This window comes from Leucobacter denitrificans (genome assembly GCF_014396385.1).
Classification (GTDB): Bacteria; Actinomycetota; Actinomycetes; order Actinomycetales; family Microbacteriaceae; genus Leucobacter; species Leucobacter denitrificans.
Map to the genome: position 1 here is coordinate 2,361,942 of NZ_CP060716.1, position 12,361 is coordinate 2,374,302.

General features: G+C 57.9%; 13 protein-coding genes, 1 tRNA gene and 1 other RNA gene. 10 read left to right on the plus strand and 5 right to left on the minus strand.

Annotated features, from left to right (window positions below):
• Nucleotides 1–9 precede the first annotated feature (9 nt).
• The 8 genes from H9L06_RS11400 to ssrA all read left to right on the plus strand — a co-directional run bounded on the left by H9L06_RS11400 (nucleotide 10) and on the right by ssrA (nucleotide 7,065).
• On the plus strand, nucleotides 10–870 hold the full coding sequence (locus H9L06_RS11400; RefSeq protein ID WP_187555266.1) for an ABC transporter permease: 861 nt from the start codon (nucleotides 10–12) through the stop codon (nucleotides 868–870).
• Nucleotides 867–1,670, plus strand: a complete 804-nt coding sequence (locus H9L06_RS11405) for an ABC transporter permease (RefSeq protein WP_187555267.1) — start codon at nucleotides 867–869, stop codon at nucleotides 1,668–1,670. The genes H9L06_RS11400 and H9L06_RS11405 overlap by 4 nt, the downstream gene beginning before the upstream one ends.
• A gap of 113 nt (nucleotides 1,671–1,783) precedes the next feature.
• Complete coding sequence (gene prfB / locus H9L06_RS11410; protein WP_187555268.1) at nucleotides 1,784–2,887, plus strand: peptide chain release factor 2; 1,104 nt, start codon at nucleotides 1,784–1,786, stop codon at nucleotides 2,885–2,887.
• Nucleotides 2,888–2,980: 93 nt separating this feature from the next.
• On the plus strand, nucleotides 2,981–3,997 hold the full coding sequence (gene ftsE / locus H9L06_RS11415; RefSeq protein ID WP_187555269.1) for a cell division ATP-binding protein FtsE: 1,017 nt from the start codon (nucleotides 2,981–2,983) through the stop codon (nucleotides 3,995–3,997).
• Complete coding sequence (gene ftsX / locus H9L06_RS11420; protein WP_187555270.1) at nucleotides 3,994–4,908, plus strand: permease-like cell division protein FtsX; 915 nt, start codon at nucleotides 3,994–3,996, stop codon at nucleotides 4,906–4,908. The genes ftsE and ftsX overlap by 4 nt, the downstream gene beginning before the upstream one ends.
• Nucleotides 4,909–4,971: 63 nt before the next feature.
• A complete protein-coding gene (gene smpB / locus H9L06_RS11425) occupies nucleotides 4,972–5,448 on the plus strand; it encodes an SsrA-binding protein SmpB (protein WP_187555271.1) in 477 nt (158 codons plus the stop codon).
• A 93-nt stretch (nucleotides 5,449–5,541) separates the two neighbouring features.
• A complete protein-coding gene (gap, locus tag H9L06_RS11430) occupies nucleotides 5,542–6,540 on the plus strand; it encodes a type I glyceraldehyde-3-phosphate dehydrogenase (protein ID WP_187555272.1) in 999 nt (332 codons plus the stop codon).
• 154 nt (nucleotides 6,541–6,694) lie between these two features.
• Nucleotides 6,695–7,065: a transfer-messenger RNA gene (ssrA, locus tag H9L06_RS11435) on the plus strand.
• A gap of 58 nt (nucleotides 7,066–7,123) precedes the next feature.
• Here the strand turns inward: ssrA and H9L06_RS11440 are convergent.
• The 5 genes from H9L06_RS11440 to H9L06_RS11460 all read right to left on the minus strand — a co-directional run bounded on the left by H9L06_RS11440 (nucleotide 7,124) and on the right by H9L06_RS11460 (nucleotide 10,170).
• Complete coding sequence (locus H9L06_RS11440; RefSeq protein ID WP_187555273.1) at nucleotides 7,124–7,531, minus strand: DUF3054 domain-containing protein; 408 nt, start codon at nucleotides 7,529–7,531, stop codon at nucleotides 7,124–7,126.
• A complete protein-coding gene (locus H9L06_RS11445) occupies nucleotides 7,528–8,328 on the minus strand; it encodes an inositol monophosphatase family protein (protein WP_187555274.1) in 801 nt (266 codons plus the stop codon). Before H9L06_RS11445 ends, H9L06_RS11440 begins: the two co-directional genes overlap by 4 nt.
• Before the next feature lie 65 nt (nucleotides 8,329–8,393).
• Nucleotides 8,394–8,466, minus strand: a tRNA-Lys gene (locus H9L06_RS11450).
• A gap of 55 nt (nucleotides 8,467–8,521) precedes the next feature.
• Nucleotides 8,522–9,844 (minus strand): Na+/H+ antiporter NhaA, encoded by a 1,323-nt coding sequence (gene nhaA / locus H9L06_RS11455; RefSeq protein ID WP_187555275.1) that lies wholly within the window; start codon nucleotides 9,842–9,844, stop codon nucleotides 8,522–8,524.
• A gap of 116 nt (nucleotides 9,845–9,960) precedes the next feature.
• On the minus strand, nucleotides 9,961–10,170 hold the full coding sequence (locus H9L06_RS11460) for a hypothetical protein (RefSeq protein ID WP_246454399.1): 210 nt from the start codon (nucleotides 10,168–10,170) through the stop codon (nucleotides 9,961–9,963).
• Between the two features lie 152 nt (nucleotides 10,171–10,322).
• On the opposite strand from H9L06_RS11460, the gene H9L06_RS11465 reads away from it, so the two are divergent.
• Together H9L06_RS11465 and ilvD are read left to right on the plus strand one after the other, a co-directional pair.
• Nucleotides 10,323–10,562: a hypothetical protein gene (locus H9L06_RS11465; protein ID WP_187555276.1), complete on the plus strand. Its 240-nt coding sequence runs from the start codon at nucleotides 10,323–10,325 to the stop codon at nucleotides 10,560–10,562.
• Nucleotides 10,563–10,657: 95 nt separating this feature from the next.
• Nucleotides 10,658–12,352, plus strand: coding sequence for a dihydroxy-acid dehydratase (gene ilvD, locus H9L06_RS11470; protein WP_187555277.1), 1,695 nt, complete (start codon nucleotides 10,658–10,660; stop codon nucleotides 12,350–12,352).
• The last annotated feature ends 9 nt before the right edge of the window (nucleotides 12,353–12,361 follow it).

The window sequence follows — 12,361 nt, forward strand, 5'->3', positions numbered from 1 at the left end:
TGAGCGCACATGGCATTTACCGCATTTTCCCAATCGGCGAAGGTGGTCGATCAAGCACCCAAGAGTAAGTCGTGGATTGCGCTTATTCTGCTTGCTCCTGGCATCGCCTACATGCTGCTGTTCTTCGTGGCTCCGTTTATTCAGCTTGCAATCACGTCGTTGCAGGCACCAGCCGAGGGGCACGGCATCGGGCAGTATGTTGCCGGTCTCGAGTTCATCAACTACTGGGATGCTATTCAGCAGTACTGGCCACAACTTGTTAGGTCATTCATTTATGCAGTGATCGCGACAATTATTGGTCTGCTTATCAGCTACCCGCTCGCGTATTTGCTGGGTGTGACGTTGCGTAACCGAGCGATGTTGCAAGGAATCTTGCTCATCCTCGTCGTTGCACCGTTCTTCATCAGCATGCTGCTCCGTACGCTCGCTTGGAAGTCGATTCTTCCGGTCGAGTTCATCGGCACAGACGGCTCGGTTATCTTCGGTCTGATCTACAACTTCATTCCGTTTATGGTGCTGCCGATGTTCGCATCACTGCAGGCACTCGATCTGCGCCTCGTAGAAGCGGGAACCGATCTCTACGCTTCACCGGTCACGGTGTTTCGTAAGGTCACGCTTCCGCTCTCGATGCCTGGTGTTGTTTCGGGAACGCTTTTGAGCTTCATTCCGATGTCTGGTGACTTCGTCGTGGCATCTCGAAGCTTCTTGGGTAGTACCGACACAGCGATGATCGGTAACGTCATCGAGTCGAACTTCCTGCAGACGCAGAACTATCCGATGGCTGCATCACTTTCGATCATTCTCATGCTCGCAATTTTGATTATCGTCGCAACGTATGTGCGTAGGAGCGGGGCGGAGGATCTGCTGTGAAAAAGTTTGGCCTTGGCAAAGCTCTGGTACCCGTTGTCAGTGGTATCACGCTCATTTATCTGCTGCTCCCGATTGCCTACGTTGTCGCGTTCTCGTTTAACGCGCGAAGAGGTCGCAACAACATTCTGTGGAATGGGTTCTCGCTACAAAACTGGCAGAACCCGTGTGGTGCGCCGCAGGTGTGTACGGCGTTTGGCAACTCGATTCTCGTTGGTGTCATTGCGACCGTCATAGCTACGGTTCTCGGCACCATGATTGCGATTGCGCTCGTTCGTTACAAGTTCAAAGGGCGTTCGACGGTCAGCCTGCTGCTCTTCACGCCGATGGCAACCCCAGAGGTCGTGCTCGGTGCTGGTCTCGCTGCGCAATTCCTGCTCGCGGGTGTCGAGAAGGGGATCGGAACGATCATTCTCGCGCACACGATGTTCTGCATCTCATATGTGGTGGTCGCGGTGAAGGCTCGTGTGGCCTCACTGAACCCCGCAATTGAAGAGGCGGGCAGGGATCTCTACGGATCACCGACGCAGGTGTTCTTCAGGGTGACATTGCCTATGCTCATGCCTGGCATCATCGGCGCGGCGCTGCTCAGTTTCGCTCTGTCGTTCGATGACTTCATCATCACGAACTTCAACTCTGGTACCGCGACAACCTTCCCGAAGTTCATTTATATTTCGGCGCTGAAGGGTGTCCCGGCACAGGCGAATGTGCTCGCATCGATGGTGTTCTTCGGAGCGCTGCTCTTGGTGATCATTGTGCAGCTTGTGAACATCAACCGGGCGAAACGTCTCGCGAAGATATAGAGGCGCCTGGCGAGAATAGGTGGCTGAGAGACCGGGTGGTGACGTTCACTACCCGGTCTCTTGCTTTGTGGAGGCACCCAGGCTTCATCGCAGGCAGGTAAACTGGGTGGATCATGCTCGATCAGGACTTTTCCGCACATATTCGCGCGCTCCGCGCAACCTACGCCGACATCGCTGAGGTGACGGATCTGCCAAAGCTCGATCGAGAGATTGCTGAGCTTGAGGAGCAGGCAGCTGCCCCTGATCTTTGGGACGATCCTGAGGTCGCACAGAAGGTCACGAGCGGTCTTTCGCACCGCATCGCCCGAGTCAAGCGAGTGAGGGGTGTCGAGAGCCGAATCGACGACCTTGAGGTGCTCGCCGAACTCGCAGAGTCTGAGGACGATGCCGAGACAGAGTCTGAAGTCATGTCCGAGCTCGCAGCTCTCGAGTCGCAAATGCAAGAGCTCGAAGTTCAGACGCTTTTGTCTGGTGAATACGACGAGAATTCGGCGGTGGTGACGATCCGCTCGGGGGCGGGCGGAGACGATGCGACCGACTTCGCCGAGATGCTCATGCGCATGTACCTGCGCTGGGCTGAAGATCGCGGCTACTCTACGAAAGTGCTCGACACTTCGTACGCGGAAGGCGCGGGAATTAAATCGGCGACATTCGAGGTTGACGCCCCGTACGCGTTTGGCACGCTGTCGGTTGAGGCCGGCACTCACCGCCTCGCCCGTATTAGCCCGTTCGGCTCCGCAGACAAGCGGCAAACGAGTTTCGCTGCAGTCGAGGTGATTCCACTGCTCGAAGAGGCGACAGAGGTCGAGATTCCCGAGAACGACATCCGTGTCGACGTGTTCCGTTCGAGCGGCCCGGGCGGTCAGTCGGTGAATACGACCGACTCAGCGGTGCGCATCACGCATATTCCCACTGGGATCGTGATCTCGATGCAGAACGAGAAGAGCCAGATCCAGAACCGCGCTGCCGCGATGCGTCTGTTGCAGGCGAGGCTTCTGCTGCAACAGCGCGAAGAAGAGGCGGCGAAGAAGAAGGAACTCGCGGGAACCATCACTGCGAGTTGGGGAGACCAGATCCGCTCGTACTTTCTCTACGGTCAACAACTCGTGAAGGATCTGCGTACCGGATTCGAATCGACTCAGCCCGATGCGGTCTTCGACGGAGATCTCGACGGGTTCATCGCAGCGGGCATTCGCTGGCGCTCGCTCAATAAGTAATCACTGGCAAACTCACAGGGTTCGCGACAAAGCGTGAAACTCGCGCGCGCCTGAGCTTGAAGTCGGGTTACGACGCGTATTCTCAGTTGCGTCATGATCCTCTTTGAAAACGTCACCAAGAAATACCGCGGCACCCAAAAGCCCGCGCTCGACGCCGTCAGCCTTCAGGTTGACCGCGGTGAGTTCGTGTTTATTGTGGGCGCTTCGGGATCCGGTAAATCAAGCTGCCTACGGCTTATTCTGCGTGAGGATCAGCCGACCTCCGGCCAGATCCACGTCGCTGGCCAGGACCTGAGCAAGATTTCGTCGCGCAAGGTGCCGTACTTCCGGCGCGGTGTCGGCACTGTGTTCCAGGATTTCCGGCTGCTTGCGAACAAGACCGTGTTCGATAATGTCGCATTCACGCTCCAGGTGATTGGCAAGTCGAGAGGCTTCATTCAGGAAGCGGTGCCCGACACCCTTGAGATGGTCGGCTTGGCGGGCAAGGCGAAACGCTACCCTCATGAGCTTTCGGGCGGTGAGCAACAGCGCGTTGCGATCGCTCGAGCGATCGTTAACAAGCCTGCGATTTTGCTCGCTGACGAGCCCACGGGAAACCTCGATCCAGCTACGAGCCTCGGCATCATGCAACTTCTCAAGGCAATCAACGCGTCTGGAACAACCGTGGTGATGGCTACCCACGAGGCAACGTTCGTGGACATCATGCAGCAGCGCGTCATCGAGCTCTCCCAGGGCGTCATTGTGCGCGACGAAGTCGGTGGTGGATACGGGCAAACGGCCTCGATTCCTGTTGCCGAGCTGTCTGAGCAGGGTGCCCAAGTTCTGCGAACCACCGAAGCCGTCGTGCGATCGGCGCTTTCGCCAGAGCCTGATGCGAGCTATGTGTCTGCGGGGTCAGTGTCTCAGCCGACGCAAGCAGAGAACGTGTCACCCCCGCCACCAGATGCTGAATCCGAGAATAGGATTCCTGCATTCCTTGAACAAGAAGAGCAGCAGACGTCAGCCGAGCAGGAAGAGAGCCCGGTACAGATCGTTGAATCCGGTGGGTTCGCCGAACGGCTCGGGCTCAGTGAAGACGAAGATCATGGGAATGTGGGGCCGGTTCGATGAGGTTTAGGCTCGTACTCGGCGAGGTGTGGAACGGCCTGCGTCGCAATCTTTCCGTGGTCATTTCTGTGATCCTGGTGACCTGTGTATCGCTCACCTTCGTGGGTGCCGCGATTATCATGCAGTTGCAGGTGCAGCAAATGAAATCGTTCTGGTATGACCGAGCGCAGGTGGCTGTCTACCTCTGTACGGAATACGACCGCAGTGCCACGTGTGATGGCAATGATGCTGGCCAGGAACAGATCGACGAAGTTGAAAAGGCGCTGAATTCTGAAGTCTTGGCGCCATACATCGAAGACTTCTTCTTCCTCAATCACGAGCAGGCGTTCGAAGAGTTCCAGAAGCAGTTCGAGGGCAACCCCATTCTTGAGGTGACTCGTGCTGAGCAGCTCAATCAGACGTTTTGGGTGAAGCTCAAGGATCCCTCGAAGGCAACGATCATTGCCGAGACGTTTACGGGGATCCCGGGGGTGCAGAGCGTGAAGGATCAGCAGAGCCTTCTCGATCGAATCTTCCTGTTCCTCGGCGCAGCGAGTTACACGGCGATTGCCATCGCGGGCCTCATGCTCATCGCGGCGATGCTGCTCATTTCTACGACGATTCGGCTCTCCGCGTTCTCGCGACGACGTGAAATTGGCATCATGAGACTGGTTGGTGCTTCCAACAGATTCATTCAAACGCCGTTCATTCTCGAGGGAATCATTGCGGCACTCATCGGTGCGGTGCTCGCGAGCGTGGCGTCGCTTGCGGTGGTGAAGTTCTTCGTGCAGGGGTTCCTCGTTCGAGAGGTTCCATTCACCAGTTACATCACCGTGGAGCAGTCGCTCATTGTCCCACCGATCCTCATCGGCCTCGGCATCATTCTCTCTGCAATTGCAGCGAAGATCGCGATTACGAGATACCTGCGGGTGTAGGTGAACCGCTCGCCGTGTAGGCTAGACCCTTGCTGTCAGTACGCTCGGCGAAAGGAGTGAATCGTGCCGAAGGAGACTGGTGAGAAGCTCATTGCTTCGAACAAGAAGGCTCGTCACGAGTACCTCATTCTCGATACGTACGAGGCCGGCCTGGTGCTTACCGGGAGTGAGGTGAAGTCGCTCCGTATGGGGCGTGCGTCACTCGTTGACGGTTACGTGTTCATTGAGAATGGCGAAGCGTGGCTCGATGCCGCGTATATTCCCGAGTATCTCAATGGATCGTGGACGAATCACTCGCCGAGACGCAAACGCAAACTTCTGTTGCACCGCCAGCAGATCGACAAGCTGTATCAAAAGACTCGCGAAGGCGGCATGACGATCGTGCCGCTGAGGCTCTATTTCTTGGACGGTCGGGCGAAGGTCGAGATCGCGCTTGCCAAGGGCAAGAAAGAGTATGACAAGCGGCAGACGTTGCGTGAGAAGCAAGATCGGCGAGAGGCCGATCGGGCGATGCGCCAGCGCAATCGCATGGGGGAGTAGACACACCCGCGACAGCATTGCCCCTTGCCAACAGAACCCCTGCACCACAAGGATTGAAGTATTGCAGTGAGTTCGACGTGAAAGTTGGAGAAGATGACTGTTCGTATCGCGATTAATGGTTTCGGAAGAATTGGGCGGGGCGTGCTCCGTGCGATTCTTGAGCAGGGAAGCGACATTGAGGTCGTCGCGGTCAATGACCTGACTGATGGTGATGCTCTCTCGCAGCTGTTCAATTTCGACTCCGTTTACGGTCGGGCGAAAGAACGCATGCGGTTCGAGAATGACTCTCTTGTCGTAGCGGATCGAACGATCAAGATCCTCGCTGAGCGCGATCCGTCGCTGCTGCCGTGGAAGGATCTCGGGATCGATATCGTGCTCGAGTCGACGGGCAGGTTCACTGATGCGACAGATGCGGCAAAACACCTTGAAGCGGGTGGGTCACGTGTACTTGTGAGTGCCCCGTCGAAGGGCGCAGACGTAACGCTTGTGCGCGGTGTGAATGAGGAAGCATACGATCCAGCAAACCACCGAATTATCTCTAGCGCGTCATGCACCACGAACGCGCTTGCCCCGGTTGCACAGGTGCTCAATGAGCTCGCGGGAATCGAACAGGGCTTCATGATGACAGCGCACGCGTACACGGCCGACCAGGTGCTGGTAGACGGGCCCCACAAGGACCCGCGGCGCGCGCGTGCCGCCGCCGTAAACATTGTGCCCTCGACCACGGGAGCAGCAAAGGCAATCGGGCTCGTGCTCCCTGAGCTCGACGGCAAGCTCGCTGGCGACGCACTCAGAGTTCCGATTCCAGTTGGATCGATCGTGGAGCTCACAGCGATCGTGAGTCGGGAAATCACGCGAGACGAACTGCTTGCCGGATTTAAGGCCGCAGCAGACGGTCGACTTAATGGAATCCTCGAGTTCTCAGAGGATCCACTGGTGTCGAGCGACATCGTGGGTGATCCGCAGTCGTCAATCTTCGACTCGGCGCTTGCTCGCGCTGAAGGCAAGCTCGTAAAGGTTGCTGCCTGGTATGACAATGAGTGGAGTTTCTCGAACCGAGTTGCGGAGACGATTGAGCTGCTCGAGCGGTAGCTCACGTCACTACACAGCACTCGCGTTGTATGTGATGGCGTGGTATCCTGTAAGGCCCGGTTGATTCCGGGGGAGAGCCCGCTAGAAGGGCCCGAACAATGAAAATTCAACAGTGTGATGCGATAGTCCCGTGGTTCGTACGAACCTCGAATACGGGGCCGATCGGTTTCGACACGTCGATTTAAGACTGTGAGAAGCGGGCCGAGGATGCGGAGTTATCTCGTTAACGCCCTTCGCAAAACATAGGTGCAAACGCTAAGCGCACCGACTTCGCTCTCGCTGCCTAAGCACGAGACCGAGTCCGTCAGGTCGGGTGGGCCTCCGCCCCGGTTCCTGGCGTCATTTAGGAGGCTTGCTGGTATGTCGTGCCGCAGGGCATATCGGGACTTTTACTGAGGCTGGGCTCGTCAACCTAGGTGTTCGTGACAAAGGTTGGGGCCGAGTAGAACGCTTGCACGAACTACGCTCGTAGAAGGCATGGAATTGTCGAAGTGGACCGGGGTTCAATTCCCCGCGGCTCCACCGGTATCGCATCACACTTGAATTTTGGTAAACGGACCGCCCGCTTGGGTGGTCCGTTTGCTTATGCCGACTGTTGGCGTTTGCGCAGTTTGCTGACGATGGCGACGATAGCTCGCCAGCCGATCAGCATGAGCGCGAGCGTGAGGGTTGCGACTATCACGAAGGGGAGCGCGGTTCCCTGACCCGAGAGCATGCGGAACAGCATGCCGAGCGCCACCGCGCCGATCCACACGGGCACGCCCGCGCGCAAGATAGCGAGTGGGCTACGCCACACGAACGCAACCAGCCACACGATTGCGAGGCCCGCGAGAAACGGCCACGCAGTCTCGAAGAGGCCAGCGATAGTTGCTGCTCGCGCGTGGCTCCCGCGACCGATGCCCGCGAACACGACGACCAATATGGCATCGACAAGCAGTGCGATCGCGGCGATACCGAGGCGAGGCCCAGTGGTGGATCGCCGGCTGCTCATCGCGCGGCCTCCACGGCTGCTATGACGGCCTCGTGGAGCGCCCCATTGGTTGCGAGCGAGCTGCCGTTCCAGGCACTCTCGTTGCCTTCGATATCGGTGAATGCGCCGCCGGCCTCACGAACAATTGGCACGAGCGCGGCGAGGTCATACGGCTTCACATCGAACTCAGCGACGATGTCGACGAGGCCCTCCGCAAGCAGCATGTACGACCACATGTCACCGTAGGCCCGGTCTCGCCACACTTGCTCTTCGAGCGCGAGCAGCGACGGGAGATAGCCCGCGAGCCGCCACTGTTCAATCGACTGAAAACTCAGCGATGCGTGCTCGAGATCGCTCACACCAGATACCTGAAGGGGTCGTGGATCGGCGCCGCGCTCTTGCCCCCATGATCCACCGCCGGTTTCGGCCCACCAGCGAGCGCCGAACGCGGGAGCTGACACAACACCCACGGTGGGCATGCCATCGACCTCAAGCGCAATGAGTGTGGCCCAGTTGGGTACACCGCGCAGAAAGTTCGATGTGCCGTCGATTGGATCGAGGATCCACCGACGACTGCCGCGCTCACTGCGACCCGACTCTTCACCGAAGAAACTGTCGTCGGGGCGCTCTGATTCGATCTTTGCGCGCAGCGCATCTTCAACGGCGCGATCGGCATCAGTGACGTAGGTTCGGTCGGGCTTTGTGTCGATGCGCAGATCTGCGGATCGGAAGCGCGGAAGCGATATCGAATCTGCGAGATCTGCAAGCTCGAGCGCGAATGCGAGATCTGCTGAGGGGAGAGGCGGCTGCGCTGTCATTGCGTCCTGTTCTTGGTCAGATATGCAAAAATCCCCACCAATTCTGGTGGGGATTTTTGATGATGTACGCCTTCACGGGCTCGAACCGTGGACCCGCTGATTAAGAGTCAGCTGCTCTACCAACTGAGCTAAAGGCGCTCGCTACTCAACGAGCAACAGAACTACGTTAGCACGCGTTTCTGAGTGCGCAAAATCAGCGCTGCTCTTCTTCCGGAAGAACGAGATTTGCTTGTGTAACTGGCTCCATTGCACGCTTCTTAGCGCCGGGAACGAGGAACAGTGCAGCGACTCCGACTGCGACAATTGAGGCGACCATCACAGACAGTCTTGCCGTGTCGATATCGCTGTGATCGGTGAAACTGAGCTCGGCAATCAGCAACGCGACAGTGAAGCCTACGCCCGCGAGAGCGCCCACGCCGATAATCTCGCGCCAGGCCACCGACGTACCAAGGGTGGCCCGTGTGAACCGAGTTATGGCCCAGGTTGTGATGGTAATTCCTAGCGGTTTGCCGACTACAAGACCGATCATGATTCCCATCGCGATCGGGTCAAATGGGAACCGATCCACTCCGCCAAGTGGTACGCCCGCAGCGAAGAACGCAAAGATCGGTACAGCAATAAGTGCGGAGAGCGGCTGGAATCGGCTGTTCATGCGCTCTGCGACTTCGCGACCATTCTTACCGCGCACGGGTACGAGGAACGCGAGCACGACACCGGCAATCGTCGCGTGAATACCGGTGTTGTGGAACAGGGCCCAGGTGATGATGCCGAGTGGGAGCAGGATGAGCCAGGCGCCCCAGGGAGAGTGAGCGAACCATTCGCCCTTCCAACGGATGAGCACTGCGAAAATGATGGCGGGGATCGCGGCCAGGAGAAGTGGCAGGAGGCTAATGCCCTCGGTGTAGAACATTGCAATGATCGCGATCGCGATGAAGTCATCGACCACGGCAAGCGTGAGCAGGAACATGCGAAGCGCCGGACTGATGCCGGGAGCAATAAGCCCGAGCACCGCAACGGCGAATGCGATGTCGGTCGCGGTGGGGATTGCCCATCCATGTAGGGATTCTGACCCGAGGTTCACCACCAAGTAGATCAGCGCGGGCACCGCAACGCCACCAAAGGCGGCCGCAACCGGGACAACAGCGGTTTTGATCGAGCGTAGATCGCCCTCGACGAACTCTCGTTTGAGCTCGAGCCCGACCATGAAGAAGAAGATTGCGAGCAGACCGTCAGATGCCCATGCACCCACCGTAAGATTCAGACCGAGTGCCTCAGGGCCGATGGGCGTGTTACGAAGACTGAGGTACCAATCTGCAATCGGTGTATTTGCCGCGATAAAGCCGATGAGCGCCGCAACCATGATGATGAGGCCGCCCACGAACTCGACCCGCAGCATACGATTGATTCGCACGACCTCGCGTCGACTGATGTATGAGAAGACACGTCGCTGGTACCGTCGCTGGCTACGTGCTTTGGGGGAGTGCGGAATCGGTGTAGTTGGCGTAGGGCTCGTCATTGAAAGGCTCCAGTTTCGGGTATGGCCGTGTGAACGTCGACCAGACTTCCCGACACACCTAACGCACTGACGTTACATGAAATTTATTGGAGGATGCAAGCGGAAAACCTGAGTGCTTACGCGGAGAATTCTTCGTCGCGGTCTTGAAACGCGACGGCTGAGACAGCGAGCACCAAACTGCCTGCCCACACGGCCCACACGACGTATCTGCGCCAATCCGGGGGCATCGTTTTGGTGCGCTTCGCTGTCGAATACGCCCCTGCTACAGCGCCGATTACGCCCAAATTTGTCACGTACTTACCTAGGGAAATGCGCGGTCGTGCCATAAAGAACCTCCGGGGCAAAATGCCAAATTGGTATGCCGTAGCGTGTGCATTTACCAGCCTAACGCGTGGGGTGCGACATGCGCTCAAGATGGCTGAAGAGTGCGCTAGGCTTGGTCGTAATAGTGCTTCGATGACTTGAGAGAGGGAGCCACATGGCAAAGCAGAGCGAGAACCTGTTTGAAGAAAGTTCGCAGGGTGGCGTGAGCGCCGTGACCGCAGTTGTATTCGTACTCTCATTCATTCTCGCCATGGGCGGTCTCGTGCTCATGAGCTATGGGTTCAATACAGATCTCACGCCGACGACCGAGATGCTTATTTTCTCGGGCGGGCTCATTGCTTCGTTTATCGGCTTCGCGCTTCCGTTCGCAATACTGCCTCCGACAGGCAAGTAGCAATTTCATTTTTCTGGCAGCGGCACTCAGGCTTTGGTTTGGGTGCCGCTGTTGTTGTACCGGCCTGGGAATTCACACAAGCGTAGGATGGGACCATGTCTGAAATCGATATGAAGCCACGAAGTCGTGACGTCACTGACGGCATCGAAAAGGCGGCAGCGCGAGGCATGCTTCGCGCGGTAGGAATGGGCGACGAAGACTGGGATAAGCCCCAGATCGGTATTGCCAGCTCTTGGAACGAGATCACTCCGTGCAACCTCAGTCTTGATCGGCTTGCGCAGGGTGCGAAAGAGGGCGTTCACGCGGGTGGTGGGTACCCGATGCAGTTTGGCACGGTATCTGTCTCTGACGGTATCTCAATGGGGCATGAGGGCATGCACTTCTCGTTGGTTTCACGCGAGGTGATTGCTGACTCTGTCGAGACCGTGATGATGGCTGAGCGGCTCGACGGCTCTGTGCTGCTCGCAGGCTGTGACAAGTCGTTGCCCGGAATGCTCATGGCAGCGGCCCGTCTCGATCTAGCCTCCGTGTTCCTGTACGCGGGTTCAGTTGCCCCCGGTTGGGTGAAGCTCACTGATGGTACTGAAAAAGAAGTGACCATCATCGACGCGTTTGAGGCCGTTGGTGCTTGTAAAGCGGGCACCATGAGCGAAGAAGACCTCAAGCGCATTGAGTGCGCGATCGTTCCTGGCGAGGGTGCGTGCGGCGGAATGTACACCGCGAACACTATGGCTTCGATTGCTGAAGCACTTGGCATGAGTCTCCCGGGCTCGGCCGCGCCTCCGAGCTACGACCGCCGCCGCGACTACTTTGCTCACCGCTCAGGCGAAGCCGTGGTGAACATGATCGCGAAGGGCATCACTGCACGCGACATTCTCACAATGAAGGCATTCGAGAACGCGATCACGCTGCTTATGGCATATGGCGGATCGACGAACGCCGTATTACACCTGCTCGCAATCGCGAGGGAAGCCGAAGTTCCGCTGACGCTCGAAGATTTCAATCGCATCGGCGCGAAGGTGCCGCACCTCGCAGACATGAAGCCGTTCGGTAAGTACGTCATGGCCGACATCGATCGTCACGGCGGCGTTCCTGTCGTGCTCAAGGCTCTGCTCGACGCGGGTCTGCTGCACGGTGACGCTCTGACCGTGACAGGCAAGACAATGGCAGAGAACCTCGCCGAGTTGAACCCGGACCCGTTGGATGGCGAAGTGATCCACCATCTCGACAACCCCATTCACGCAACGGGTGGGCTCACCATTCTTCACGGAACGCTTGCGCCCGAGGGCGCCGTCGTGAAGACCGCAGGGTTTGATGCAGATGTGTTCGAGGGCCCTGCTCGAGTGTTTGAGCGCGAGCGAGCAGCGATGGATGCGCTCACCGAAGGCAAGGTGAGCAAGGGCGATATCGTCGTGATTCGCTACGAAGGGCCGAAGGGCGGACCGGGAATGCGAGAGATGCTCGCCATCACCGGAGCCATTAAGGGCGCTGGGCTCGGAAAAGATGTACTACTATTGACTGACGGCAGATTTTCAGGCGGCACAACCGGCCTGTGCATCGGCCATATTGCGCCTGAGGCCTCTGATGGGGGCCCTGTGGCGCTCGTGCAAGACGGAGACCTTATCCGGGTCGACATCGCCGCGCAAACGCTCGATCTGCTGGTAGAACCCACTGAGCTTGAGGCCCGACGTGCAAACTGGGCCCCGCTTCCACCGCGGTACACACGTGGTGTGCTAGCGAAGTACTCCAAGCTCGTACGCTCGGCATCGGAAGGTGCCATCACCGGCTAGATCTTTGGC